General features: G+C 59.5%; 19 protein-coding genes and 1 pseudogene. 9 read left to right on the plus strand and 11 right to left on the minus strand.

Features of this window, described 5'->3' with window-relative positions:
- Nucleotides 1-80 precede the first annotated feature (80 nt).
- Complete coding sequence (rlmKL, locus tag AO065_RS03625) at nucleotides 81-2,336, minus strand: bifunctional 23S rRNA (guanine(2069)-N(7))-methyltransferase RlmK/23S rRNA (guanine(2445)-N(2))-methyltransferase RlmL (protein WP_004885649.1); 2,256 nt, start codon at nucleotides 2,334-2,336, stop codon at nucleotides 81-83.
- Between the two features lie 589 nt (nucleotides 2,337-2,925).
- On the opposite strand from rlmKL, the gene rmf reads away from it, so the two are divergent.
- Nucleotides 2,926-3,141, plus strand: a complete 216-nt coding sequence (rmf, locus tag AO065_RS26440; protein ID WP_002553055.1) for a ribosome modulation factor — start codon at nucleotides 2,926-2,928, stop codon at nucleotides 3,139-3,141.
- Nucleotides 3,142-3,282: 141 nt separating this feature from the next.
- Here rmf and AO065_RS03630 read toward each other — a convergent pair whose 3' ends face one another.
- On the minus strand, nucleotides 3,283-4,314 hold the full coding sequence (locus AO065_RS03630) for a quinone-dependent dihydroorotate dehydrogenase (RefSeq protein WP_004885651.1): 1,032 nt from the start codon (nucleotides 4,312-4,314) through the stop codon (nucleotides 3,283-3,285).
- Between the two features lie 251 nt (nucleotides 4,315-4,565).
- On the opposite strand from AO065_RS03630, the gene AO065_RS03635 reads away from it, so the two are divergent.
- Entirely contained in the window at nucleotides 4,566-5,777 is a 1,212-nt protein-coding gene (locus AO065_RS03635; RefSeq protein WP_032651945.1) for a CmpA/NrtA family ABC transporter substrate-binding protein, read from the plus strand.
- Nucleotides 5,778-5,791: 14 nt separating this feature from the next.
- Nucleotides 5,792-6,367 (plus strand): ANTAR domain-containing response regulator, encoded by a 576-nt coding sequence (locus AO065_RS03640; protein ID WP_004885658.1) that lies wholly within the window; start codon nucleotides 5,792-5,794, stop codon nucleotides 6,365-6,367.
- Nucleotides 6,368-6,502: 135 nt separating this feature from the next.
- Here AO065_RS03640 and AO065_RS03645 read toward each other — a convergent pair whose 3' ends face one another.
- Complete coding sequence (locus tag AO065_RS03645; RefSeq protein WP_004885661.1) at nucleotides 6,503-7,753, minus strand: glycoside hydrolase family 68 protein; 1,251 nt, start codon at nucleotides 7,751-7,753, stop codon at nucleotides 6,503-6,505.
- A gap of 1,240 nt (nucleotides 7,754-8,993) precedes the next feature.
- On the opposite strand from AO065_RS03645, the gene AO065_RS03650 reads away from it, so the two are divergent.
- The 5 genes and pseudogenes from AO065_RS03650 to cobA all read left to right on the plus strand — a co-directional run bounded on the left by AO065_RS03650 (nucleotide 8,994) and on the right by cobA (nucleotide 16,883).
- Nucleotides 8,994-10,205 (plus strand): nitrate/nitrite transporter, encoded by a 1,212-nt coding sequence (locus AO065_RS03650; protein WP_004885672.1) that lies wholly within the window; start codon nucleotides 8,994-8,996, stop codon nucleotides 10,203-10,205.
- Between the two features lie 7 nt (nucleotides 10,206-10,212).
- Nucleotides 10,213-11,874, plus strand: coding sequence for a bifunctional protein-serine/threonine kinase/phosphatase (locus AO065_RS03655; protein WP_004885677.1), 1,662 nt, complete (start codon nucleotides 10,213-10,215; stop codon nucleotides 11,872-11,874).
- Between the two features lie 290 nt (nucleotides 11,875-12,164).
- Nucleotides 12,165-13,370, plus strand: a pseudogene (locus AO065_RS03660) (NAD(P)/FAD-dependent oxidoreductase); the annotation flags it as partial.
- A 20-nt stretch (nucleotides 13,371-13,390) separates the two neighbouring features.
- The gene (locus AO065_RS03665) at nucleotides 13,391-16,111 is read left to right on the plus strand and encodes a nitrate reductase (protein WP_004885683.1); all 2,721 of its coding nucleotides are present in this window, start codon (nucleotides 13,391-13,393) and stop codon (nucleotides 16,109-16,111) included.
- A gap of 10 nt (nucleotides 16,112-16,121) precedes the next feature.
- Nucleotides 16,122-16,883 carry a uroporphyrinogen-III C-methyltransferase gene (gene cobA / locus AO065_RS03670; RefSeq protein ID WP_004885685.1) on the plus strand — a complete coding sequence of 254 codons (762 nt, stop codon included), beginning with the start codon at nucleotides 16,122-16,124 and terminating at the stop codon, nucleotides 16,881-16,883.
- Between the two features lie 100 nt (nucleotides 16,884-16,983).
- Here the strand turns inward: cobA and AO065_RS03675 are convergent, their stop codons facing one another.
- From AO065_RS03675 to ppsA, 8 genes are all read right to left on the minus strand, one after another.
- Nucleotides 16,984-18,018, minus strand: a complete 1,035-nt coding sequence (locus AO065_RS03675; protein ID WP_004885687.1) for an OmpA family protein — start codon at nucleotides 18,016-18,018, stop codon at nucleotides 16,984-16,986.
- Nucleotides 18,019-18,125: 107 nt separating this feature from the next.
- Nucleotides 18,126-18,716: an RNA polymerase sigma factor SigX gene (gene sigX / locus AO065_RS03680; protein ID WP_004885689.1), complete on the minus strand. Its 591-nt coding sequence runs from the start codon at nucleotides 18,714-18,716 to the stop codon at nucleotides 18,126-18,128.
- Between the two features lie 82 nt (nucleotides 18,717-18,798).
- The gene (locus tag AO065_RS03685) at nucleotides 18,799-19,623 is read right to left on the minus strand and encodes a mechanosensitive ion channel family protein (protein ID WP_004885692.1); all 825 of its coding nucleotides are present in this window, start codon (nucleotides 19,621-19,623) and stop codon (nucleotides 18,799-18,801) included.
- Between the two features lie 2 nt (nucleotides 19,624-19,625).
- Nucleotides 19,626-19,874, minus strand: a complete 249-nt coding sequence (locus AO065_RS03690; protein ID WP_004885697.1) for a hypothetical protein — start codon at nucleotides 19,872-19,874, stop codon at nucleotides 19,626-19,628.
- 87 nt (nucleotides 19,875-19,961) lie between these two features.
- Nucleotides 19,962-20,957, minus strand: a complete 996-nt coding sequence (locus AO065_RS03695) for a zinc transporter ZntB (RefSeq protein WP_004885700.1) — start codon at nucleotides 20,955-20,957, stop codon at nucleotides 19,962-19,964.
- Nucleotides 20,958-20,968: 11 nt separating this feature from the next.
- A complete protein-coding gene (rraA, locus tag AO065_RS03700) occupies nucleotides 20,969-21,457 on the minus strand; it encodes a ribonuclease E activity regulator RraA (RefSeq protein WP_004885701.1) in 489 nt (162 codons plus the stop codon).
- 90 nt (nucleotides 21,458-21,547) lie between these two features.
- Nucleotides 21,548-22,534 carry an alpha/beta fold hydrolase gene (locus AO065_RS03705; protein ID WP_004885704.1) on the minus strand — a complete coding sequence of 329 codons (987 nt, stop codon included), beginning with the start codon at nucleotides 22,532-22,534 and terminating at the stop codon, nucleotides 21,548-21,550.
- A 167-nt stretch (nucleotides 22,535-22,701) separates the two neighbouring features.
- Entirely contained in the window at nucleotides 22,702-25,077 is a 2,376-nt protein-coding gene (ppsA, locus tag AO065_RS03710) for a phosphoenolpyruvate synthase (protein WP_004885707.1), read from the minus strand.
- 192 nt (nucleotides 25,078-25,269) lie between these two features.
- On the opposite strand from ppsA, the gene ppsR reads away from it, so the two are divergent.
- Entirely contained in the window at nucleotides 25,270-26,088 is an 819-nt protein-coding gene (gene ppsR, locus AO065_RS03720; RefSeq protein ID WP_004885714.1) for a posphoenolpyruvate synthetase regulatory kinase/phosphorylase PpsR, read from the plus strand.
- Nucleotides 26,089-26,447: the final 359 nt, after the last annotated feature.

Here is a 26,447-nt window from a genome sequence, read left to right on the forward strand (position 1 = left end):
GCTATTCGCCAGTAATTTGCCTAGTGGATGATGAACGAACCTGCGCAAGTCGCGCACAGATTCGCTCATCAGCCCCGGCCTCAGGCGCGCGCGGTGATCTTCCAGGCCCGGTGAATCTTGCTGTTGCGGGCAAAATCCTGGTCGATGGTCTGCTGGGTAATTTCCTCGACGGCATAGCGCTGACCGAGGTTTTCATCGAGCACGAACTTGCGGAAGTTGTTGGAGAAATACAGCACGCCGCCCGGTGCCAGACGCGCCATGGCCAGATCGATCAGCTCGACCTGATCGCGCTGCACGTCGAATATCCCTTCCATGCGCTTGGAGTTGGAGAAGGTCGGCGGATCGATGAAGATCAGGTCGTACTCTTCGCGGCAGGCCTGCAGCCAGACCGTGACATCGCTCTGCTCCAGACGGTTCTTGTCCGAGAAACCGTTCAGCGACAGGTTGCGGCGTGCCCAGTCCAGATAGGTACGTGACAGGTCGACGCTGGTGGTGCTGCGCGCACCGCCCTTGGCCGCATGAACGCTGGCGGTTGCGGTGTAGGCAAACAGGTTGAGGAAGCGCTTGCCGGCCGCCTCACGCTGGATACGCATGCGCATCGGGCGATGATCGAGGAACAGACCGGTGTCCAGGTAATCAGTCAGGTTGACCAGCAGCTTGACGCCACCTTCGTTCACTTCCAGGAACTGACCCTGCGCACTCTGACGCTCGTACTGGCGGGTGCCGCTCTGACGCTCGCGACGCTTGATCACCACGCGGCTCTTGTCGATGTTCAGCGCCTGCGGAATGGCCGCCAGCGCATCGAACAGACGTGCCGAAGCCTTCTCCGGGTCGATGGATTTGGGCGCGGCGTATTCCTGCACATGGACCCAGTCGTGGTACAGGTCGATGGCCATCGAATACTCGGGCATGTCGGCGTCGTACACGCGATAGCAATCGATGCCTTCACGGCGTACCCACTTGCCCATCAGCTTGAGGTTCTTTTGCAGGCGGTTGGCGAACATCTGCCCGCCTTCGCTCAAGCGTGGCTGTTCGACCACCACAGGAGCGGGCTTGATCGGATTGCCGTTCTTGTTGAATTTTCTTTCAACTTCGACTTCGGTCTCGACGGGCGTTTCGCGCTCGATCTGACGTTGTTCGGGGGTACGACGCTCGCCGGTGACGAACTGGTCCGGCAACACCTTGATCAGCAACAGCTTGCAGGGCAGCGCGCCGTTCCAGAACGAATACTGCTTGTGACTGCGAATGCCCATGCGCTTGCCCAGATCAGGCGCGCCAGTGAATACCGCCGCTTCCCAGTTCAGGCACGACTGGCGCAGGCGCTCACCCAGGTTCTGGTAGAGATACAGCAGGCTGGCTTCGTCACCCAGACGCTCGCCGTACGGCGGGTTGCAGATGACCAGACCTTTCTGGTTCTGGTCCGGACGCGGCTCGAACGTGGCGACTTCGCCCTGGTAGACCTTGATCCAGTCGCTCAGTCCTGCGCGCTCGATGTTGTTGCGCGCGGGCTGGATCAGACGTGGGTCGGCTTCATAGCCGCGGATCCACAGCGGCGGTTTGGCAAGGCCTGCCTCGGCACGTGCCAGCGCCTCGTCGTGCAGCTTGCGCCACAGGGCTGGCACGTGACCCAGCCAGGCGGAAAAGCCCCAGCGCTCACGCTTGATGTTCGGTGCAATGTCGGCAGCAATCAGACCGGCTTCGACCAGGAAGGTACCCACACCGCACATCGGGTCAGCCAGCGCACCACCTTCGGCAGCGATACGCGGCCAGCCGGCACGCACCAGGATGGCGGCGGCGAGGTTTTCCTTCAGGGGCGCAGCACCCTGCTGCAGGCGATAGCCACGCTGGTGCAGACTGTGACCGGACAGGTCCAGGGACAGAATCGCCTCGCCACGATCCAGACGCAGATGCACGCGCAGGTCGGGGTTGATCTTGTCTACCGAAGGACGCTCGCCGTCCGGCGTGCGCAATTTGTCGACGATTGCATCCTTGACCTTAAGCGCGCCGAAGTGGGTGTTGTCGATGCCTGACCCGTGACCGCTGAATTCAACGGCGATGGTGCCATCCGATTCGAGATGGTCGTGCCATTCAACGTCGAGCACGCCGTGATACAGGTCTTCGGCGTCCTTCATCGGGAAGCGCTTGAGCACCAGCAGCACGCGGTTAGCGAGACGGGACCACAGGCACAGCCGGTAGGCGGTTTCCATGTCGGCCGAACCGCGAATGGCCGAGGTGTGTTCGCGGGTATCCTCGAGACCGAGGGCCGTGGCCTCCTCGGCCAGCAGTCCTTCGAGGCCTTTTGGGCAAGTGAGGAAAAGTTCGTAGCGATCCGACATGTGTATTCCAGGGCCTGAGCCGTCAGCGGTGGGCAACGCATTGCCCGACCAGATTTTAAACAGGCGCCTTTCTTGGAGAACGCCTGCGTGGCACGTTGAATGTGCCGATCCGCCGCATGAAACCTGCCTTGAGATGAGGGCAGCGTAAATGCGGCAGTTTTCAATCAATCACGCTCTCAACATAGCTTTGCTATATGAAGAGCGGCTATTCAACCCGACGAAGTGGGCAACAAAAAGTCACATCTCGACCCTTCGTCGAATAGACGCTTAAAGCATTCAGCCATCATCCGCGTCTGAGACGCGCTCTCAATCCGGTCTGAAACGCCCGCGTCAAAAGGCTTGCGCCAAAAAACGGTGCTGAAACCCGACCTTCCTTATCGCCCGACAGATCTAAATGTGACGTGCTTATGACAAAACGGTCATTCACAGCGTCCGGCGCTTTGGTTAGAAATCACCTCAGGTCATTACCGCAACGGTTCTGACACCAAGGCCCGCGACGCCGGCAGCGGGCACCAACGGCAGACCTTTCTGCCCGACCTCACCATGAGGTCTCAGGGATATAACAGTCAACAGACGAGGGCAATACCCTATGAGAAGACTTAAGCGTGATCCGTTGGAAAGAGCATTTTTACGCGGATATCAGTACGGCGTTCATGGTAAATCCCGTGAGCTTTGCCCTTTTACTCTACCGTCAGTACGCCAGGCATGGATCAATGGATGGCGAGAAGGACGCGGCGACAATTGGGACGGTATGACCGGCACTGCGGGAATCCACAGACTCAACGAACTTCACGCGGTCGGATAACGCGCCTTTGGAGACACAGGCCCCGACCAGTCCATCAAAGCTTTATTGACTGATCATCTACACCCATACCATGCACGTCCTATCCGGGCGGCGGGCCAAAAGCCCAGGGGCTCTTCAAGAGCCCCTTTTTTTGCCTGCGATTCAGACCTGCTGACGCGGCATTGCCGCGATTGCATCCACCGATTCGCGAATCAGTGCCGGCCCCTTGTAGATGAAGCCCGAGTAGATCTGCACCAGACTCGCACCTGCCGCCATTTTTTCGGCCGCGTGACGCCCTTCGGTGATGCCACCGGCAGCGATGATCGGCATGCGCCCCGCCAACTCGCCTGCCAGTATCTTCACCGTGTGAGTGCTCTTCTCGCGAACCGGTGCGCCCGACAATCCACCCGCCTCGTCCGCATGTGGCAGACCTTCGACGCCTTCGCGGCTGAGGGTGGTGTTGGTGGCGATGACCGCGTCCATTCCGGATTCGATCAGCGCGGCGGCGACCAGTACGGTTTCTTCGTCGGTCATGTCCGGGGCGATCTTGATGGCCAGCGGCACACGCTTGCCATCACGCTGCGTGAGTTCCTGCTGTCGCAGACTCAGGGCCTCGAGCAGTTGCTTGAGCGAATCACCGAATTGCAGGCTGCGCAGTCCCGGTGTATTGGGCGAGCTGACGTTGACGGTCACATAGCTGGCGTGGGCGTAGACCTTGTCCAGACAGATCAGGTAGTCGTCCACGGCGCGCTCGACCGGCGTGTCGAAATTCTTGCCGATGTTGATGCCCAGAATGCCTTTGTACTTCGCGGCCTGCACACGGCTGACCAGATTATCGACCCCAAGGTTGTTGAAACCCATGCGGTTGATGATGGCTTCGGCGTGGGGCAGACGGAAAATCCGTGGCTTGGGGTTGCCCGGCTGCGGACGCGGCGTGACGGTACCGATCTCGACGAAGCCAAAGCCCAGTTGCGCGAAGCCGTCGATGGCCGCGCCGTTCTTGTCCAGACCGGCCGCCAGACCCACAGGATTGGGAAACTCCAGCCCCATGACGGTGACCGGCACTCTGGCCGGGGCCTTGCTCAACAGGCCGTTGAGACCCAGACGCCCACCGGCACCGATCAGGTCCAGCGACAGGTCATGGGAGGTTTCCGGGGAAAGCTTGAACAGTAACTGGCGGGCCAGGTTATACATGGGCGGGCGAGGCTCGTGAGAAGCTGAATTCAGGGGCGCGATTATAGCCGCGTGAAGGCCCTGCACGCGAGGCATGCAAAAAACTTGTTACCTTGAACCGCCGAGCGCTGGCATATGCCTTGCTTGAAACCGTTATCGGCAAGCGCTCCAACGACGGAGCGCTGCCCGGACAACGGCGTCGCTCCGGCACTTGCACCTTGCAAGTGCCGGGCGGCGCCTTTTTTCTGGATGTCCTTTATGAAGCAAGTGCCATGAACGTACGAACAAGCAATGCGCTGGACTGGGTCAACGGCAGCGATGCGCCCGAGATGAACAGCCTGGATGTGGGTTTCATGGCCCTGACCGACTGCGCCTCGCTGGTGGTTGCAGCGACCCAGGGCTTTGCCCAGCCTTACGGCCTGACCCTCAACCTCAAGCGCCAGACCTCCTGGGCCGGCCTGCGAGACAAGCTGGTCAGTGGCCAGTTGCAGGCGGCACACAGTCTCTACGGGATGATCTACGCCGTCGAACTGGGCATCAGCGGCGGTCCGGCCAGGGACATGGCAATTCTGATGGGGCTGAACCAGAACGGCCAGTGCATCAACCTGTCGCGCGGCCTGCAGGAGAGTGGCGTGATCACTCCTGAGGCACTGGACAAACGCGTGCACCAAAGCGGTCCGAAACTGACGTTTGCCCAGACCTTTCCCACCGGCAACCATGCCATGTGGCTTTATTACTGGCTCGCCAGCCAGGGCATTCATCCGCTGGACGACGTGAACAGTGTGGTCGTGCCGCCGCCGCAGATGGTTCAGCATCTGCAGGCCGGCCGTATCGACGGTTTCTGCGTCGGAGAGCCCTGGGCCGCCAGTGCAGTCAGTCAACAACTGGGCTTCAGCATGGCCACCAGCCAGACCATCTGGCCCGACCATCCGGGCAAGGTCTTGGGTTGCACCCGCGAATTCGCCGAGCAGAACCCCAACACCGCCAGAGCGCTGGTCATGGCCGTGCTGGAAGCGAGTCGTTTCATCGAGGAGAGCGAGCACAATCGACGCAGCACCGCACAACTGCTAAGCGGTGCCGAGTATCTGGACACACCGCTGGACTGCATTGAGCCGCGCCTGCTGGGCCAGTACAGCGACGGCCTCGGCAATCACTGGGAAGACCACCACGCCGTCAGTTTCCATGGTCAGGGACAAGTCAATTACCCATGGCTGTCGGACGGGATGTGGTTCATGACCCAGTTCCGCCGCTGGGGGCTGTTGCGTGAAGACCTGGATTATCTGGCCGTTGCCGAGCGTGTCCAGCGCCTGGAACTGTATCGACAGGCCGCCGAGGCACTGGGCATTGAGGTGCCGAGCGCTACGTTGCGCAGCAGTCAGTTGATCGATGGCAGGGTCTGGGACGGCAATGATCCGGCGGCCTATGCGCGCGGTTTCAAGATCAACGCCTGGGCCGATAACGTGCCCGTCGCCGCCCGTCGTTGAAGGAGAACGTGACCATGCTGCGTATCCTGCTGATCAATGACACGCCAAAGAAAGTCGGTCGCCTGAGAACCGCCCTGATCGAGGCAGGCTTCGAGGTGATCGACGAATCCGGTTTCATCATCGACCTGCCCGCACGCGTAGACGCGGTGCGTCCCGACGTGATCCTCATCGACACCGAATCGCCAGGTCGTGACGTCATGGAGCAAGTGGTCCTGGTCAGCCGCGACCAGCCCCGCCCGATCGTGATGTTCACCGATGAGCACGACCCTGGCGTCATGCGTCAGGCGATCAAGTCCGGCGTCAGCGCCTACATCGTCGAAGGTATTCAGGCCCAACGCCTGCAGCCCATTCTCGATGTGGCCATGGCCCGTTTCGAGAGCGACCAGGCCCTGCGCGCGCAACTCCACGCCCGCGACCAGCAACTGGCCGAACGCAAACGCATCGAACTGGCGAAAGGACTGTTGATGAAAATGAAGGACTGTAACGAGGAAGAGGCCTACACCCTGATGCGGCGTCAGGCAATGAGCCGCCAGCAGAAGCTGATTCAGGTGGCCGAGCAGATCATCTCGATGAGTGAAATGCTGGGTTGAACAGGTAGATCGAGAGAGTTAATGACGAAACACCACGTGTGGGAGGCGCCACCAGGTCTTCGACGTGGTGGCGCCTCCCACAGTCCTGTTTATGACCGGGACTGTGGCAGGCCGCCAAAGCAGCCGTGAGTCTGACTATTGAGTCAGCACTACATTCTTCATCGGCGGTATGTAGCCATAGTCATACGATTCCTGCACGAACGAGCGGTCGCCCTGCAACAGGATCTTCACGGTAGGCGCCTCGGTGCCGCCGATGCGGAAATCCTGTCCGGTGGTCGGCACGCTGTCGATGAACGACGTCACCAGGCCGTTGGGCATCACGCAGTGCGAATAGGTCTGGAAAGGCTGCGAAGGCGGATTCCCCAGCACCAGGCCTGAAGCATTCATGGGCCGGTATGGGCCGAACAGCTGTTCACTGACAAAACCGTAAACGCCATCAGGGCCGGTTATGCCGTCGGCATAGGTAAACTTATGACTGATGGTGAACAAGTAATACTTATTATCCTGAAATACATAGTGCGGACGTTCGGTTTGATCATTTACACCAACCGCAGTAACAAGCGGCGGAAGGATTTCCCACTCGTCGCCATTGAGATCCTTTGCAACCGCCAGGCCAATACAGCCCACCTGAAATCTGGCACCGCCCACATCCTCGTGACCCGGCGGTACATGCCCCAGTTCTGTCGGCCCTACTGTATGTGAACCGCGCTCGCCGGCCACATTACCTTCGAACACCATGTACAACTTGCCATCATGGGGATCAATAAACGGACTGGGGTCACGAAAGTTCCACGTAGCGTTCTGGGCTTCGGTTTGATAATAAGTGCCGTCGGCTTCGAACAATGTTTTGACTTCAGTAAAGTCGGTCAATATTACACCGCTGTCAGACGTCACGACACGGCCACGTACTTTGGCAATGGCAGCGCCCGGCGTCACACAGGTGTAATACAGATCAATGTCGCCCTTGTCGTTGAGCAGGATCGGCGTACCGGCCCATTCGCGGGTCGTCGGCGATACGCCTTCGGCCATGACGCGGCCACCGAAGATCCAGTCCTTGCCGGTCCGGGAATACCAGTAGCACATGCGGGCACGACCATGGCGATCTTCCCAATCACGCTTGATGTCATAGCGGCCGTTGGGTCCCAGATACTGGGGATCGTTCGGATGCCGGTCAGCCGTGAGTGTCAGGATCACTGACCAGCCGTTGACGGACACCACCGTGCCATCGAGTTCGCGCAGTGGCATGGTGTCCCAGATGAAGACCGTATCACTCATCACCGGAAAGTCGGGACTGACCAGCGGCTGGGTGGTGGTAGGGTCGTTTTCGTTGACCTTGAGCGCATCGGCCCGGGTCCACACGGTAGGCTTGTAAGTGACGTTACTCATGTTGATGTCCTTTATTGACGCCAGACACGTCCGGCGCATAGATGAAGACAAGGCAGCATGCAAACTTATTACATCGCTGAAGTGCGTTTTGAAACCCTGTAATCACGGCACTCATTAATTAATGGAAGGCCGAAATAACAGAGAAAATGATGGGAGGCGCTTGGGCACTCACCGGTTGATTTCAATAAGCCACTTTATTGCAAGCTGGCCTATTGCACATGAATCACCCTCTCGAGAGGCGTCGTGTTCTGCACGACGAAAAGGATCCTCTCAGAGACCGATGCGAAAGTAAATTAAATATTCCCTACCGTTAAGCAACCGCCTGTTTTTCAAAAAAAACATGAACCAATATTAATATTCGGTTTCGTTCAGTATTGACCTCGTCATACAAAGGCATCAAAACAATGTCATTCTGCTTTAATCAAAGTGTATTGATAGTGGCGTTTGTTATTGGATCAACGCTTATATTTCACAACGCTATTATTGCAAAAGCCGTGCGCTGCGCTCATCGTTACACACAAGTCCTTATGGAGAAATGATCGTGCCCATCGCTCTGCGTGGGCATGCCTCCCGTGACGCTCCGCGTCACAGATGGCACAGATTGCGGATTCAGTGAGCCGAGCGCTNACATGGCCCAGTGCAGCTCAATCGGCATCCATGCCGATTGCACCCCGAATCAGCGCCAGGACTCAGCCTTCACCCACGTCGCGATCTGCGGTGTTCATGACGTCGCGGTACAAAAGCGCATCAGTGGCGTTGTATCTCTGAATAGCCAGATGACTTGTGTAGAACGATGAGCGCAGAGCGATGGGCACAATCAGTGTTGAGGCGGACTTGTGTCGGGAGAGGCCCCTCGCACTTTTTTGCGGCGGCCGATGCCATCGGTGCCCGGTTCAAGGTCATCGGGACTCGGCTGCCATCACACCTGCTCACCCGGCGTTTCAGGTCACAGCGTGCTGCCATGCTGCCTCTGCCAATCGCCCAGGAAGAAAACTGCATATGGCCCGCCTCTTGCTTTAGCACCCTCAGGTAGCCAACGGCGGTTGCCACCACTCACGACAAAGACGTCGCTCATCTCTTTCGCTCACGCGGACAGAGAGGCGACGTTTTTTGCGTTTGGCCCCGGCGATGGGGCCGGTGGAGTCGCCGGCATTCGGAACACTCCGCCAAAACGTCTGAAATTCTCCACGTCGAGGGCACGAACCCCGACTGACCCACTAGCAGATGATGAGGTGTGCCCATGGATACAAGCTTCTGGAAGGCCGGTCACAGACCGACCCTGTTCGCTGCCTTTCTCTACTTCGACCTGAGTTTCATGGTCTGGTATCTGCTGGGCCCGATGGCGGTACAGATCGCCACCGACCTGCAGCTGACCACCCAACAACGCGGCCTGATGGTCGCCACGCCGATTCTGGCGGGGGCGATACTGCGCTTCTTCATGGGCCTGCTGGCCGATCAGCTGTCGCCCAAGACCGCAGGCATCATCGGTCAGGTTATTGTGATCGGTGCCCTGCTGACCGCCTGGCAAGTGGGCATCCACAGCTATGAACAGGTCCTGCTGCTGGGCGTGTTCCTCGGCATGGCAGGCGCGTCGTTCGCGGTCGCGCTGCCGCTGGCGTCACAATGGTATCCGCCACAGCATCAGGGCAAGGCCATGGGCATCGCCGGGGCAGGCAACTCGGGCACCGTGCTCGCCGCGCTGATCGCGCCGGTTCTCGCCGCCAGTTTCGGTTGGGGCAATGTGTTCGGCCTGGCACTGATCCCACTGGTGCTGACCCTGATCGCTTTTACGCTGATGGCGCGCAACGCACCTGAGCGCAGCAAGCCCAAATCCACTGCCGACTACCTCAAGGCCCTCGGCGACCGGGACAGCTGGTGGTTCATGTTTTTCTACAGCGTGACCTTCGGCGGCTTCATCGGCCTGGCCAGCGCCCTGCCCGGCTACTTCAACGACCAGTACGGCCTGAGCCCGATTACCGCGGGTTACTACACCGCAGCCTGCGTGTTCGGCGGCAGTCTGATGCGTCCACTGGGTGGCGCGCTGGCCGACCGCTTCGGTGGCATCCGCACGCTGACCGCCATGTATGCAGTGGCAGCCATCGGCATCGCTGCAGTGGGTTTCAACCTGCCAAGCTCGTGGGCTGCACTGGCGCTGTTTGTCGCCGCCATGCTGGGCCTGGGCGCTGGTAACGGCGCGGTGTTCCAACTGGTGCCGCAGCGTTTCCGCAAGGAAATCGGCGTCATGACCGGCCTGATCGGCATGGCGGGCGGCATCGGTGGCTTCCTGCTGGCCGCAGGCCTCGGCAGTATCAAGCAGAACACCGGCGACTATCAGCTGGGCCTGTGGCTGTTCGCAAGCCTGGCCGTGCTCGCCTGGTTCGGCCTGATGAACGTCAAGCGCCGCTGGAGAACCACCTGGGGTTCGGCAGCAGTAACCGCAGCACGGGTCTGACCGGTCCATGACGCTGCAACTGCGCTTTGCCGAGTTCAGCGCCAGCGGCCCGCGACCGGAGAATCAGGACGCCCTGCGTCTGGTGACCCCGGTCGCAGCATTGGCGGCCAGCAAGGGTTATCTGTTTGCCTTGGCCGACGGGGTCAGTCAGTGTGCCGATGGTGCGCTGGCTGCGCAGTCAACACTGCAGGCGCTGGCGCTGGACTACTACTCGACACCAGAGACCTGGGGCGTGGCCCAGTCTCTGGATCGTCTGTTGCTGGCCCAGAACCGCTGGCTGCTGGCCAACGGTCTGCTGACCACCCTCAGCGCGCTGGTCCTGCGCGGCAGACGCTTCACCCTCGCCCATGTCGGCGATTGCCGTGCCTATCGCTGGCAAGGCGGCAAGCTCAAACGCATCAGTGAAGACCATGTCTGGGAACAGGCCGACATGCAGCACGTGCTCAAGCGTGCGCTGGGGCTGGATCAGTACGTGGTCATGGACTATCTGGAGGGCGAACTCTGTGAGGGCGAGCGCCTGCTACTGGTCAGCGACGGCATCTGGGCGACGCTGGGCGATGCCAGCATCCGCTCGATCCTGACCGAACAGGACGATCTGGATGCAGCGGTCAGAACCCTGGTCAGCGCGGCGCATCTGGCGGGCAGTCAGGACAACGCCAGCGCCCTGCTCATTCAGGTCGACAGCCTGGGCGAGGATGATCTCGGGGATGCACTGTTGCAGTTACAGCAATGGCCGTTACCGCCAGCACTCAAACCCGGCCAGGTGTTCGAAGGCTGGAGCGTCGGCAATGTGCTCGCCCAGTCGCGGCAATCCATTCTGTACCGCGCCCACGATGCTCATGGGCTGCCCTGGCTGATCAAGACGCTGCCGTCTGCCCGGCATGACGAACCGGGTGCCGGTCAGGGCCTGCTGTTGGAGGAATGGTTCCTGCGCCGCGTTGCCGGGCGCTTCTTTCCGGAAATCCATCCGCTGCCCGAGCGGCAGCATTTGTATTACGCCATGCGCGAATACTCCGGGCGCACGCTCGCCCATCTTTTCTCTCTGTCCGGCCCCCTGCCGCTGGCGCAATGGCAGGATCTGGCCACTCGACTGCTGCGGGCCACGGGTCTTCTGCATCGACGCAACATCATCCATCGCGACATCAAGCCGGAGAACCTGCTGCTGGGTGACGACGGCGAGCTGCGCCTGCTGGATTTCGGGCTGGCGTTCTGTCCCGGTCTGTCGGCCGCCAATACAGATGATTTGCCAGGTACGCCGAGCTACATTGCACCTGAGGCCTTCAGCGGTGCCGAACCCAATCCGCAACAGGACCTGTACGCAGTCGGCGTCACGCTTTATTACTTGCTGACCGGTCAGTATCCGTATGGCGAAATCGAGGCTTTTCAGCACCGCCGCTTCGGCACACCGATTCCGGCCAGTCGCTACCGCCCCGACCTGCCGCTCTGGCTGAGCCAGAGTCTGGACAAGGCCGTGCAGGCCAATCCCGCCCAGCGTTATGAAACCGCCGAGCAGTGGCAGCTTGAACTGGAACAGGCCGAACAACGCCCAGTGGTCGCGCGACCCAGGCCATTACTGGAGCGCGAGCCGCTGAAGGTATGGCGTACGCTGGCACTGGTTTCTCTGCTGATCAATCTGGTCGGCCTGATCTGGCTGATGAGCCGCCATTAAGCGCTGAGCCGCCATACATCGCCCCGCTTCTGTGCAACGCGCCTCAACGCAGTGCAGGCAACTCGCCCGCCATTGACCCGAACCCTCGCATTCGCGGTCTGATCAGAGTTGGCACAACCGCTGCATGATCTCCCTCAGAAGTTTCATAACGCGCCGCCCTCAACGATGAAGGCAGCGCTTCCCGAGAGAACGGGACCGGACAAAGGCGTCCTCGTCAGGCAACTGACGGGACGCCTTTTTTGTTTGCGCGCAATTTGTCGAGCACACCCTGACGGTGACTCGGAGGCACAATGAAAAAACTCAAACTGGTGATGATTGGCAACGGCATGGCCGGCGTGCGCACACTCGAAGAGTTGCTCAAATTGAGCGAAGACTTGTACGACATTACAGTCTTCGGTGCCGAGCCACACCCCAACTACAACCGGATTCTGCTCTCGCCAGTGCTGGCAGGCGAACAGACGTTCGAAGAGATCGTGCTCAACGACCTGACCTGGTACGAAAACAACGGCATCCAGTTGCTGCTGAACCGGCGCGTGGTTCGGATCGATCGCATCAAGCGTCTGGTGATCGCTGACGACGGCACGCAGGCCCATTACGACCGCCTGCTGATCGCTACCGGTTCGAGCCCGTTCATTCTGCCGATTCCCGGCAACACGCTGGAGGGCGTGATCGGCTATCGCGACATCGGCCACACCCGGGAAATGATCGACACTGCCGCCACGCACAAACGCGCAGTGGTCATTGGTGGCGGGCTGTTGGGTCTGGAAGCGGCCAACGGTTTGAGCATGCGCGGTATGCAGGTCACGGTGGTCCATAACGGACAAACTCTGCTGGAGCGTCAACTGGACAAGACCAGCGGACTGATGCTTCAGGCCGCGCTTGAACAGCGTGGCCTGAGCTTTCGTCTCAACGAGCAGACCGAGGCCTTGCTGGGCGACGATCACGGTCGCGTACAAGCAGTTCGCTTCAGGAACGGCGATGTCATCGCCGCTGATCTGGTGGTGATGGCAGCCGGAATTCGTCCCAATACCGAACTGGCCGAACAGGCTGGCCTGCCGTGCAGCCGCGGCATTCTGGTCAACGACACGCTGCAGACCTACGACCCGCGTATCTACGCCATCGGCGAATGCGTCAGCCATCGAGGCATCGCCTACGGCCTGGTCGCACCACTGTTCGAACAGGCCAGGGTCTGCGCGAATCACCTTGCGCAGCTGGGTTTCGCCCGTTATCAGGGCTCAGTGACGTCGACCAAGCTGAAAGTGACGGGAATCGACCTGTTCTCCGCTGGTGATTTTCTGGGTGGCGAAGGCACGGAAAGCATCACCCTGTCCGACCCCATCAGCGGGATCTATAAAAAACTGGTCATCAAGAATGACGTGCTGGTGGGTGCGTGCCTGTACGGCGACACCGCCGATGGCAGTTGGTACTTGAAACAGATTCGCGACGGCCAGGGCATTGATGCCATTCGCAACCACCTGATGTTCGGCGAACCCGCTCCAACCGAGGCGGCGTGCGCATGACCCGCCTGGCGATCCCGACCACTCAAATCACGGCATCCACCTGCTGCTACTGCGGCGTGGGTTGCGGGGTGCTGATCGAGCACGACGGACAGAACATTCTGGGCGTCAGTGGCGATCCGCAGCACCCGGCCAACTTCGGCAAATTGTGCAGCAAAGGCTCAAGCCTGCACCTGACCGGCGACATCGACGCGCGCGCACTTTTCCCGGAACTGCGCCTGGGCAAGGATCTGGCCCGCAGCGTCACCGATTGGGATACGGCGCTGGACCACGCTGCCAATGTATTCGCCGACAGCATCCGCGAGCACGGCCCGGACAGCGTGGCGTTCTACATTTCCGGCCAGTTGCTGACCGAGGATTACTACGCGTTCAACAAACTGGCCCGCGCCCTGATCGGCACCAACAACATCGACAGCAACTCGCGGCTGTGCATGTCATCGGCCGTGGCGGGCTATAAACGCAGCCTCGGCGCCGACGCCCCTCCCTGCAGCTACGAAGACATCGAGCTGAGCGATTGCGTGATGATCGTCGGCAGCAACATGGCCTACGCCCATCCGATTCTGTTCCGTCGTCTGGAAGAAGCGAAGAGCCGCAGACCCACGATGAAACTCATCGTCATCGATCCTCGGCGTACCGACACGTGCGAACTGGCCGATCTGCACTTGGCGATTCAGCCCGGCACCGACGTGGCGCTGTTTCACGGCATCCTGCATGTGCTGATGAGCGAAGGCCAGATCGATCAGGCGTTCATCGCTGCACACACCCAAGGCTACGAAGACCTCGAAACGCTGGTCCGCGATTACCCGCCGGAGCATGTTGCACAGCTGTGCGGCATTGCGCTCGAGCAACTGCTGACCTGCGCCCGCTGGATCGGCGAAACACCCAGCTTCCTGTCACTGTGGTGCATGGGGCTGAACCAGTCCACGGCGGGTAGCGCCAAGAACAGCGCGCTGATCAATCTTCACCTCGCAACGGGCCAGATCGGCCGCGTTGGCGCCGGCCCCTTCTCGCTCACCGGCCAGCCAAATGCCATGGGTGGCCGTGAAACCGGCAGCCTGTCCAACCTGCTGCCGGGCCATCGCGAAGCCGCCAACCCGGAACATCGCGCCGAAGTGGCCGAATACTGGGGCGTCGACCAGTTGCCCGCCAACCCCGGTCTGTCCGCCATAGAGCTGTTCGAACAGGTGCAGAGCGGCAAGATCAAGGCGCTGTGGATTGCCTGTACCAACCCTGCGCAGTCACTGCCGGACCAGAACAGAATCAGAGAGGCGCTGCAGACCTGCCCGTTCGTGGTGCTTCAGGAAGCGTTCAAGACCACTGAAACGGCACGCTTCGCCGACCTGTTGCTGCCCGCCGCCAGTTGGGGTGAAAAGGAAGGCACGGTAACCAACTCGGAGCGACGGATTTCCAATGTGCGAAAGGCGATTCAGGCTCCCGGCCAGGCACGTCCGGATTGGGCGATCACCGTGGACTTCGCCCAGCGCCTGCAACATCGGCTGCAGCCCGAAGCGCCCGCCCTGTTCGACTTCAGGAATCCGGCCGCCCTGTTCGATGAATTCAAAGGCCTGACCACCGGGCGCGACCTGGACATGTCCGGCATTGATCGCGCACTAATCGACCGGCAGGGTCCGCAGCAATGGCCATTCCCGTTGGGCGCCAGCGTCGGTACGCCGCGCCTGTATGCGGATGGCATTTTTCCGTCTCCATCGGGCCGTGCGCAGTTCTTGAGCGAGGCGTACGTGGCTGCCAGCGAACTACGCGATGCTCAATTCCCGCTGACCCTCAACACCGGTCGCCTGCGTGACCAATGGCACGGCATGAGCCGCACCGGGACCGCCGCCCGCCTGTTCGGCCACGTCAGCGAAGCGGTCCTGGGTCTGCACCCGCAAGATTTGCAACTGCATGCGTTGCAGACCGGCGATCTGATCAAACTGGTCAGCCGTCGCGGTGAACTGTATGTGCCGGTGAGCAGCGATGACAGCGTACGTCCCGGCCAGGCATTCCTGCCCATGCACTGGGGCGATCGCTTCCTCAAGGGTGGCGTGAATGTCCTGACCCAGCCGGCATATGACCCGATTTCAAAACAGCCGGAACTCAAACATTCTGGCGTCAGGATTGAAAAAGCCGATCTGCCCTGGCAGTTCTTTGCGCTGGTGGAAGGCGATGTGCAGCAGCAATGGGAGCGTTTGCGCTCATTGTGTGGATCGTTCACCTACCTGAGTCTCGGCCTCGTCGGTCGCGAACGCCCTGCCTTGGTGATTCGAGCTGCAAACGCTGTCGCGCCGGACGCGAGCCTGCTGCACCAGATCGATGTGTTGCTGAGCGTCGATGAAGGTCCGGTACTGGCCTACGACGACCCCAAGCGCGCCATCGGCAAGCGGGTGCGGATCGACAACGGTCGTATTACCGCCATCCGCCTGGCCGGCGAAACCCTGGCGCAGCATTGGTTGCAGACGCTGTGGCTCGAGGAGCGCGTCGATCCACCGCTGCGCCGCTGGCTGCTCGCACCACTGAGCAGCGAACCCGGCAAAGACAGCTCCGGGCCACGCGACAAGACCCTGTGCAACTGCATGAACGTCAAACAGAGCGCCGTGCTGAAAGGCATCGAAGCTGGCCTGGACTTGAATCAACTGAAGAAACAATTGGGCTGCGGGACGATGTGCGGTTCCTGCGTCCCTGAAATAAAAAGACTGATCAACACCGTGATGGTCACTGAATGAGGAACACAGCATGAGCGCAAAAGTCTGGCTGGTGGGCGCAGGCCCGGGTGATCCCGAATTGCTGACGCTCAAGGCCGTGCGGGCCTTGCATGAGGCGGATGTGGTGTTGATCGATGATCTGGTCAACCCCGCTGTGCTTGAGCATTGTCCTGCTGCACGGGTTATCCCGGTCGGCAAGCGCGGCGGTTGTCGCTCGACGCCACAGGCTTTCATCCATCGCCTGATGCTGCGCTACGTGCGACAGGGTAAATGCGTGGTGCGCCTCAAGGGCGGTGACCCGTGCATCTTCGGCCGTGGCGGTGAGGAGGCGGATTGGTTGCAGGAGCGTGGCGTGACGGTGGAGCTGGTCAACGGCATTACCGCAGGCCTGGCGGGCGCAACGCAATGCGGTATCTCGCTGACGCTACGTGGAATCAGCCGTGGTGTGACGCTGGTCACCGCCCATACTCAGGACGACAGCAGCCTCAATTGGCAGGCTCTGGCGCAAAGCGGCACGACAATGGTGGTGTACATGGGCGTGGCGAAGCTGCCACAGATTCATGAGAACCTGCTGGCGGGAGGAATGAGCCCGGACATGCCGGTGGCGATGATCGAGAACGCGTCCCTGCCATCGCAACGTGAATGCCGCAGCACCCTTGCGGACATGCAGCGTGATGCCGTTGCGTTCGAATTGAAGAGCCCTGCCATTCTGGTGATCGGCGCAGTCGCCGCAGGCAACCAAGAAGTCTTGAATCAGACATTGCTGAATGATCTTCAGCAGCAGGCTGGCTGAGTTCCAGCTTTATTGCCTACCCGCCAGCATGCGCTGCACGCTCAAATCGCAGACAAAGAAAAGCCCGGCCTGAGCCGGGCTTTTCAGTACAAGCGGCTAATTACTTAGCTTGGGCTTCTACTTCTGCTTCTACGCGACGGTTAACTGCGCGGCCAGACTCAGTTGCGTTGTCAGCAACTGGACGGGATTCGCCGTAACCAACCGAGTTTACGCGGCTAGCACCAACGCCATACTGGTTGACCAGGACCTGCTTAACGGCGTTTGCACGACGCTCGGACAGCTTCTGGTTGTAAGCGTCAGGACCGACGGAGTCAGTGTGACCTTCAACAGTGGTGGAAGTCTGTGGGTACTGCTGCATGAAGTCAGCGAGGTTCTTGATGTCGCCGTAGCTGCTAGGCTTGACTACGGATTTGTCGAAATCGAACTTCACGTCCAGCTCAACACGAACCACTTCAGCAACGGCTGGGCAGCCATCAGCGTCAACGGTTACGTTTGCTGGGGTGTCTGGGCACTTGTCAACGTTGTCGCAAACGCCATCGTTGTCGCTGTCGGAGCACACTTCAGCTACTGGAGCTGGTGCTGCTTCAACTTTCTTGCTGCCGCCACCGAAGTTAACGCCGATACCGACGCTTGGCGCCCACTCGGTGTTGCCTTGGTCGATGTTGTACTGAGCTTCAACGCCTGCACGGGCATAGAAGTTGTCAGTGAAGTACAGCTTCGCGCCGCCGCCGATGTTGGCGAAGGTGGAGCCGTCACGGCCGCCACGAGCGTCCTGGCCAATGCTCTGGTCAGAGAAACCGGCAGACAGGTATGGACGCAGCATGTCGCCCGGGTTGTTGAAGTGGTACAGAGCGTCCAGAGCGGTGTTGGCGCCCTTGATGTTCTTGCCGCTGTCGCTACGGACGTTGTGAACTTCGTCGTAGCCCAGACGCAGTTCAACGTCATCGGTCAGGAAGTAGCCAACGGAGCCGCCGAACAGGTTGCCGTCGTTTTTGAAGTTACGATCGCTATCGTAATATTCTTTCTTGGCGAAGCCTTCGATTTCGACCGCGCCTTGGCCTTGTGCCAGAGCGCCGAAAGAAGTTGCGGCAACAATAGTACCAATGGCCAAGCCCAAGGTGTTTTTCAGTTTCATCCGTTAAATCCCCATCTGATGATTGTAAAGCAGTCCCGCATAACTGGGGACAACTCGTCGGCAAGTCTACCAGACCTTGCCAGTTCGTTAGAGATATTTGCTCGCCGTTAAGTTTCGACGATACCTGCAAATTTCTCACGTAGTTTATCAAGCGCCCGCTTGTAACGCATTTTCGTTGCGCTCAAGCCCATGTGCATGATGTCTGCGATCTCCTGGAACTCCAGTTCTGCGACAAATCGCAGCACCAGAATCTCCCGATCGATCGGGTTCACATGCACAAGCCAGCGATCGAGACCGCCCCGCTCTTCAGGTTTGGGCGTCTTTTCTTCCGACGCTTCCTCAAGCGGATCCAGACTCAAAGCGTCCATCAAGCGACGCTTACGCCGTTCCTTCCTGTATTGAGTGATGCACTCGTTGTACGTGATGCTGTAGAGCCAGGTCTTGAATTTCGATTTACCCTCGAAATTCTTCAAGCCATACAACACCTTAAGCATCACCTCCTGACAGACATCGTCAGCATCGCGATCGTTCCCTAAATAACGTGCACAGACGTTAAAAAGTGTCCGCTGATAGCGACGCATCAATTCTTCATACGCCCGCGTCACGTTAAAGAGCTCGACGTGGGCGCGTGCCACCAGCTCCTCATCCGAGAGCTCGTGTGGATCGTAGCGCGTTGAAAGCGGTTGAGGTTTATTCAAAACGAATCTTGCCGACAGTCAGGTCAATGTCCGCCACAGCCCTTTCCGGCAACTTGGCGGCATAGATTAGCAGGTTAGCCGCTTAACGGCTGCTTACTCTCTGATCGAGGAGGATGCGGTTGGAAAAAGAAACCAGCTCCCCTTCGTCTGTCAGCAGGGTCGTCTTGACCGTACCGATTTCCTCTATCTGCCCCTCGGTGTCGCCTATCTGCACCTGCTGGCCTACCTGATAGAGTTCACGCACATAAATTCCGGCGATGATCTGACCTGCAATTTCGCGACTTCCCAGGCCCAATGCCAGGGCGACCGCCAGACCAACGGTCAGCAAGGCAATCACGATCACATGGTTCAGAAGGTCGGTTTTGACCTCCAGCTGGCTGATCGCGACAGAAATGCTGATGATAATGACCAGCCCCTGGGCTATTCGCCCAAGTCCGGCGGAGTAATCGATGCCAACGCCTTCAGCCGCACCGCGCACCAGCCCATTGACCAGTTGTGCGAGCAGTACACCGACCAGCAACACCAGTGCCGCGCCGAACACCTTAGGCAGATACAGCGCCAGCATGTCGAGCGTGGCCGATACGCGCTGCAGACCCAGAGACTCTGCAGCGGATACCAGGAAAATCAGCAACACGAACCAGTAGACGATCCTGCCGATCAGTGTAGAGATCGGCACCTTGACGCCGGCGCGCCCCATGATCTTGGTCAGCCCTGTGCCGCCGACCAGACGATCCAGCCCCAGCTTGGCAAGCAGTTTGGACAGCAGCGCATCAAGCAGCTTGGCTACGGCAAAGCCGAGCACCACCACGACGAGCGCGCCAAACAGGTTGGGGATGAAGTTTGCAACTTTGGTCCACAATGCAGTCATTGCAGCAAGAAGGCTCTGCGTCCAGAGGTTCAATTCCATGCTCAATCAGCCTTATCGGTAGAACGGGCACCAGATCCGGTGCGACGGGAAACGGGAGCGACATGGGCAGAACCATTGTTGAGCGCGATCATCATCGCCTCGGACCAACGGCCCAGCAGCCCGAACAACACACCGGCACCGACCTGGCGGTTGGCGGTTTTCAGGACTCGCCCCAGACATGCATCGTCGTCCCGGCTGGAGGATGACGAGTTAAGCATGTCACGTAAAGATTCTTCAAACGGATCGTGCATCAGGCACCTCACGCAATGTAAGTCAAAGACGTGACGCTTTGCGGGTGAGTCACAAACGCTTCATGAAAAAACATATAAGTATAAGCCTTATACCCAACGCAACCGTCTGAACAGCCACCACTGCCCTGCCGCCAGCGCGACGATCAGGCCGCACGCGACCAGAAAACCATAGGGATTTTCCGCCCCCGGAATGCCACCGACATTGATACCCAGCAGGCCGGTCAGAAAACTCATGGGCAGGAAGATACCGGTGATGATGCCGAAGCGGTACAGGGTGCGATTCATGTGCTCGCGCAGACGCCGGTCTTCGGACTCAAGCAGCAGCCCGACTCGCTCTCGGGTCAGTTCAAGCTCTTCAAGGTAACGGGTCAGGCTGTTGTTCAACTCGTTCCAGTAGTCGGCGTCTTCATTGTCGAACCAGGTCAGTTTGATACGTGAAAGCTGGCCGTAGATATCGCGCTGCGGCCCCAGAAAACGTCTGAGACCTGCCGCACGGCGGCGGATGTGCAGCAACTTGCCATGCTCGGGATTGTACCGTTCGTCGGCGTCGGTCTTTTCTTCTTCCTCATCGACCGACTCAGTCAGCTCGCCCACCAGATCCTGAACCTTGTCGGTCAGGTACTGGGCCAGATAGAGAATCAGTTCCGACGCCGTTTTGGGGCCTTTGGACTGGCCAAGCAGCTCGATCAGTTCTTCGGTGGCGCGCAAGGGCCGCAGGCGCAACGAGATGACCCGCTGCGCCGCTGCGAAAATCCGCACCGAAACCATGTCTTCCGGCTCGGCGCCGGGATTGAGGTTCACGCCGCGCAGAAACAGCAGCAATTCCTCGTCCGGCAACGCCAGCAGACGCGGCCGGGTATTTTCTTCAAGCAGCAGATCGCAGGCGAACTCGCTCAGGCCGCTGGCGGTGCGCAACCATGTCTGGGTCTGCGGATGACTGCGATCCCAATGCAGCCACAGGCTTTCCTGCGGCTGCATCTGAAGGTCCTGAAGCTCGGTCCGAGCGATGAAGCGCGCCCCACCCTTACCATCCAATACGAGGGCATGAACCAGCCCCCACTGCGCATTTGCTTCATCGAACATTGAGTCGTCGCTTATTCCGGCATGGTCAGGGGGGAAGGAGAAATGATCACGCCGTTGTTGTCGGCGTACAGGTAATCGCCCGGCTTGAAGGTCACACCGCCGAAGGTCACCGGCACGTTCAGCTCACCGATGCCGCGCTTCTCGCTTTTCTTCGGATGGCTGGCCAGCGCCTGCACGCCCAGGTCGGTCTGGGCCAGCATGTCCACGTCGCGCACGCAGCCGTAGATCAGCAGACCTTCCCAGCCATTTTTCGAGGCCTGCTCGGCGACCATATCGCCCAGCATTGCGCAACGCAGCGAACCGCCGCCGTCAACCACCAGGACCTTGCCCTTGCCGTCCAGAGCAATCTGCTCCTTGACCAGTGAGTTGTCTTCGAAACACTTGAGGGTGATGATCTGGCCGCCAAACGAGTCGCGTCCACCGAAATTGCTGAACATCGGCTCGACAACCTGTATCAGGTCCGGATAAGCGTCACACAGATCGGGGGTGAGGTAGTGCATGAGGTCAACTCCTGTCATTGAGGCATGGACTCAAGAATGGTGCAGATCAGCGTGCTGCGCAGTGCAGTGTCTTTATAGCGACTTTAACCGCTAACTGCCTACTGCCACCTGAAGCTCAGCTGTCTGTTCAGCAGACCGCTCGCGCAGCCAATCGATCACTCGGGGCCATACCTGTTGCTGCGCGCCCTTGCTGACCAGCATCTGCACATGACCGAAATCTTCGTTGAAGCCATGCTCGCGGCCCAGGCAGAGAAACTGCTTGAGTTCGCTGCCCACCTGATCGAACAGCATTCGACAGGCCCATACCGGATCCTGGTGATCGCCCACTGCCGCCACTGCCAACAACGGAACCTGAACGGCTTTCAAGCCTGCCCACCAGTCACCGTGACGATCACCGAAACGCCCGAACAGACCATGCCAGCGCATGCTTTCAAGCAATATGCCCATAGGCTCGTCTTCCGGGCCGCGCTTGAAACGCGGACCCGATACATGCTCGAAACGCTTGAGCAGAAGACGACTGGACCATTGCAGCGGCGGAATCTTCAGCGGCCAGTAGCTGCGACTGATCTGGCTGCCGAACAGTGCCACCGACGCCGCGCTCTCGACACCAAGGTATTCGCCACCCAGTGCTGCAGCCAGCGTGGTACCGCCCAGCGAATGGCCGATCCAGTGTGGCACTTGTCCGCTTTGCTCGCCCACGAAGGCAGCGATTGCTGGCACGTCATAGCGGGCGTAATCGGCCACGCAATTGCCGCGATAGTTCTGATTGCGCGCCGACAGCCCGTGTCCGCGCATTTCAGGAATCCAGACGTCATAACCGGCACGCGCCAGAAACGGTCCCAGACCAATACCCTTGGGCGAATACCAGAACCTGCGATTGGAAAAACTGCCGTGTACCAGAATGACCGGGATACCGCGTCCATGAGCCTGATCGACCAGACCCAGGCGGGTCACGGCCAGTTCGACGCTCGGGTCAGGACTGTTGGCAGGTTTGAGGCGGTAGACATCCTCGACCAGATCACCACGACGCTCGGCACTGATCAAGGCAACGGGAAATAGGTGGCTGCTGCTTTGCATATTGCTCTTTTTCGGAAATTCAAAGGCATCGGGTCGCCTCTGACAGACTGTATGAAACTGCGTGTGGGTGCGCCGTGAGGCGCATAAAAAAGGCGGTCTCCGAAAAAACCGCCTTTTTTTGATGAAACCCTGAACCACAAGACGGCTCAGGGCTTTTTCGCGTCACATCAGACCGGCGCCTGCGCCTCTGCCAGGAAGAACCAGGTTTCCAGCACCGAATCGGGGTTGAGCGAAACACTCTCGATGCCCTGATCCATCAGCCAGCGCGCCAGATCCGGGTGATCGGAAGGCCCCTGACCGCAGATGCCGATGTACTTGCCAGCCTTGTTACAGGCCTGAATGGCATTGGACAACAGCTTCTTGACCGCTGGGTTGCGTTCGTCGAACAGGTGCGCAATGACGCCCGAATCACGATCCAGACCGAGGGTCAGCTGCGTGAGATCGTTGGAGCCGATGGAGAACCCGTCGAAGTACTCCAGGAACTCTTCAGCCAGAATCGCGTTGGACGGCAGCTCGCACATCATGATGATGCGCAGACCGTTTTCACCGCGCTTCAGGCCGTTGGCCGCCAGCAGGTCGATGACCTGGCTCGCTTCACCCAGGGTGCGCACGAACGGCACCATGATCTCGACGTTGGTCAGGCCCATGTCTTCACGTACACGCTTGAGGGCACGGCATTCCAGCTCGAAGCAATCGCGGAAGTTTTCGCTGATATAACGCGATGCACCGCGGAAACCCAGCATCGGGTTTTCTTCTTCCGGCTCGTACAGTTTGCCGCCGATCAGGTTGGCGTATTCGTTGGACTTGAAGTCCGACAGACGCACGATGACCTTTTTCGGGGTAAACGCGGCAGCCAGGGTGCTGATGCCCTCGACCAGCTTCTCGACGTAGAAGCCGACCGGATCGTCGTAACCGCCGATGCGCTTGTCGACGCTGTCCTTGATTTCCGGCGGCAGCAGCGAGTAGTTGAGCAGCGCCTTGGGGTGCACGCCGATCATCCGGTTGATGATGAACTCCAGACGCGCCAGGCCGACACCGGCGTTGGGCAACTGGGCGAAATCGAACGCGCGGTCCGGGTTGCCGACGTTCATCATGATCTTGAACGGCAGCTCGGGCATGGCATCGACCGAGTTGGTCTTGATGTCGAAACCCAGCTCGCCTTCGAAAATGTAACCGGTGTCGCCTTCGGCGCAGGAAACCGTCACGCCCTGCCCGTCCTGCAGCAGTTGGGTGGCGTTGCCGCAACCCACCACGGCCGGAATGCCCAGTTCACGCGCAATGATCGCTGCGTGGCAGGTGCGACCGCCACGGTTGGTGACAATGGCACTGGCGCGCTTCATGACCGGTTCCCAGTCAGGGTCGGTCATGTCGGAGACCAGCACGTCACCGGCCTGGACCTTGTCCATCTCGGACACGTCCTTGATGATCCGCACCTTGCCCGCGCCGATACGCTGGCCAATTGCACGACCTTCGACCAGCACCTTGCCGGTCTCCTTGAGCAGGTAGCGCTCCATGACGTTGGCCGAGGCGCGGCTCTTCACGGTTTCAGGACGCGCCTGAACGATGTAGAGCTTGCCATCGTCACCGTCCTTGGCCCACTCGATGTCCATCGGGCACTTGTAGTGCTTCTCGATGATCATCGCCTGTTTGGCCAGTTCGGACACTTCGGCATCGGTCAGGCAGAAACGCGCACGATCGGCAGGCTCGACGTCGATCACCTTGACCGAACGACCGGCCTTGGCTTCTTCGCCGTAAATCATCTTGATGGCCTTGCTGCCCAGATTGCGACGCAGGATCGCAGGGCGGCCAGCGGCCAGGGTGTCCTTGTGTACGTAGAATTCGTCCGGATTGACCGCGCCCTGCACAACCGTTTCACCCAGCCCGTATGCGCCGGTGATGAACACCACGTCGCGAAAGCCAGATTCGGTATCCAGGGTAAACATCACGCCTGCGGTTCCGGTTTCGGAACGGACCATGCGCTGCACGCCAGCGGAGAGTGCGACCAGCTTGTGATCGAAGCCCTGATGCACTCGGTAGGAAATGGCGCGGTCGTTGAACAGCGAGGCGAACACTTCCTTGGCGGCACGAATGACGTTCTCGACGCCACGGATGTTCAGGAAGGTTTCCTGCTGCCCTGCGAAGGAAGCATCAGGCAGGTCTTCGGCGGTGGCGGAAGAACGCACGGCAACGGCCAGATTCGGATTGCCTGCCGACAGCGCGGCAAACGCAGTGCGAATCTCGGCGTTGAGCTTTTCGGGGAACTCGGCTTCCATGATCCACTGACGAATCTGCGCGCCTGTTCTGGCCAGGGCGTTGACGTCGTCGACATCAAGAGCATCCAGAGCTGCGTGGATCTGATCGTTCAGACCGCTGAGCTCGAGAAAATCACGGTAGGCCTGGGCCGTAGTCGCGAAACCACCAGGCACTGAGACACCAGCGCCTGCGAGGTTGCTGATCATTTCGCCGAGGGATGCGTTCTTGCCTCCCACATGCTCCACATCATGGACGCCGAGCTTATCGAGGGAAACTACGTACTCTACCAAGGTGATCTCTCCACTAACTGTGTTTATTGTTGGGAAAAGCTCATTCACCGGGGTCACGGCAACGCGACCGCAGGCGTTTCGGAACAGGCGCGAACCCGAACCGTCAAAATAGGCGAGAATGCAGACCCTCAGGGCCCGCAAGCGCGCCTATGATATCCAGAAATCGTCAACTGCTTAAGGCCAGGGGCGCAAATGAAACGATCCGCTTTCTTCATCTCCGACGGGACCGGCATCACGGCCGAGACCCTTGGGCAAAGCCTGTTAGCGCAATTTGAAAACATCACGTTCAACAAGTTCACCAGGCCCTATATCGACAGCGTCGAGAAAGCGCGGGCGATGGTACAACAAATCAACAAGGCCGCCGACAAGGACGAGGTACGGCCGATCATCTTCGACACCATCGTCAATCAGGACATCCGGGAAATTCTGGCGACGTCGAACGGCTTCATGATCGATATTTTCTCGACCTTCCTGGCGCCGCTGGAACTGGAGCTTAGTTCACACTCCTCGTATTCGGTGGGCAAATCGCACTCCATCGGTCACAACTCCAACTATATGGAGCGCATCGAGGCGGTTAATTTCGCACTGGATAACGATGACGGTGCGCGCACGCATTACTACGACAAGGCCGACATCATTCTGGTCGGTGTCTCGCGCTGTGGAAAGACCCCGACCTGCCTGTACATGGCCATGCAGTTTGGCATCCGCGCAGCCAACTATCCGCTGACCGAAGACGACATGGAACGCCTGCAACTGCCCGCTGCGCTCAAGCAGCATCGCGAGAAACTGTTCGGCCTGACCATCGACCCGGATCGCCTGACGGCCATTCGTCACGAACGCAAACCCAACAGTCGCTACTCAAGCTTTGCGCAATGTGAATTCGAAGTGCGGGAAGTGGAGAGTCTGTTTCGCCGGGAGAATATCCCGAACATCAACTCCACCCATTTCTCGGTGGAAGAAATCTCCGCCAAGGTGCTGGTGGAGAAAGGGGTTGAGCGGCGGTTCAAGTAGGAGCCATTTCGTCTAGATCCTGATCGCGCTCATCGCGATACACGAGTCTGCCTCAACCCTGATCGTGCCCATCGCTCTGCGTGGGCATGCCTCCCGTGACGCTCCGCGTCACAAATGGCACAGACTGAGNGAGCCGGGCGCCCGACTCAGGTCACCTTTGCGCCCTTACGGCGCGCTACTTTGAGGGACCAAAGTAGCCAAAGTCCTTAGCTCCGGTTCCGGCCCCGGCTTCGCCGGGGTTCCTTCGTCCTGACACTGATTCGGGGGTCGCCGCAAATGAGCCATCCCTGGCCCAGAGTGTGTAAAAACCAGAACAAGCATCGTCTGCGCGTAGCGCAGACGATGCCTGACTAGGCTGA

Origin of the sequence: Pseudomonas viridiflava, from assembly GCF_001642795.1 — a bacterium.
Taxonomy (GTDB): Bacteria; Pseudomonadota; Gammaproteobacteria; order Pseudomonadales; family Pseudomonadaceae; genus Aquipseudomonas; species Aquipseudomonas viridiflava.

Bases quoted from the DNA above. Each gene is read 5' to 3' on its own strand.
- AO065_RS03665 (WP_004885683.1), top strand. From the start codon at position 13,391: ATGACCCGCCTGGCGATCCCGACCACTCAAATCACGGCATCCACCTGC.
- AO065_RS03630 (WP_004885651.1), bottom strand. From the start codon at position 4,314: ATGTATAACCTGGCCCGCCAGTTACTGTTCAAGCTTTCCCCGGAAACC.
- rlmKL (WP_004885649.1), bottom strand. From the start codon at position 2,336: ATGTCGGATCGCTACGAACTTTTCCTCACTTGCCCAAAAGGCCTCGAA.
- ppsR (WP_004885714.1), top strand. From the start codon at position 25,270: ATGAAACGATCCGCTTTCTTCATCTCCGACGGGACCGGCATCACGGCC.
- AO065_RS03705 (WP_004885704.1), bottom strand. From the start codon at position 22,534: ATGCAAAGCAGCAGCCACCTATTTCCCGTTGCCTTGATCAGTGCCGAG.
- AO065_RS03695 (WP_004885700.1), bottom strand. From the start codon at position 20,957: ATGTTCGATGAAGCAAATGCGCAGTGGGGGCTGGTTCATGCCCTCGTA.
- rmf (WP_002553055.1), top strand. From the start codon at position 2,926: ATGAGAAGACTTAAGCGTGATCCGTTGGAAAGAGCATTTTTACGCGGA.
- AO065_RS03635 (WP_032651945.1), top strand. From the start codon at position 4,566: ATGAACGTACGAACAAGCAATGCGCTGGACTGGGTCAACGGCAGCGAT.
- AO065_RS03685 (WP_004885692.1), bottom strand. From the start codon at position 19,623: ATGGAATTGAACCTCTGGACGCAGAGCCTTCTTGCTGCAATGACTGCA.
- AO065_RS03650 (WP_004885672.1), top strand. From the start codon at position 8,994: ATGGATACAAGCTTCTGGAAGGCCGGTCACAGACCGACCCTGTTCGCT.
- AO065_RS03640 (WP_004885658.1), top strand. From the start codon at position 5,792: ATGCTGCGTATCCTGCTGATCAATGACACGCCAAAGAAAGTCGGTCGC.
- AO065_RS03645 (WP_004885661.1), bottom strand. From the start codon at position 7,753: ATGAGTAACGTCACTTACAAGCCTACCGTGTGGACCCGGGCCGATGCG.
- AO065_RS03675 (WP_004885687.1), bottom strand. From the start codon at position 18,018: ATGAAACTGAAAAACACCTTGGGCTTGGCCATTGGTACTATTGTTGCC.
- AO065_RS03655 (WP_004885677.1), top strand. From the start codon at position 10,213: ATGACGCTGCAACTGCGCTTTGCCGAGTTCAGCGCCAGCGGCCCGCGA.
- rraA (WP_004885701.1), bottom strand. From the start codon at position 21,457: ATGCACTACCTCACCCCCGATCTGTGTGACGCTTATCCGGACCTGATA.
- cobA (WP_004885685.1), top strand. From the start codon at position 16,122: ATGAGCGCAAAAGTCTGGCTGGTGGGCGCAGGCCCGGGTGATCCCGAA.
- AO065_RS03690 (WP_004885697.1), bottom strand. From the start codon at position 19,874: ATGCACGATCCGTTTGAAGAATCTTTACGTGACATGCTTAACTCGTCA.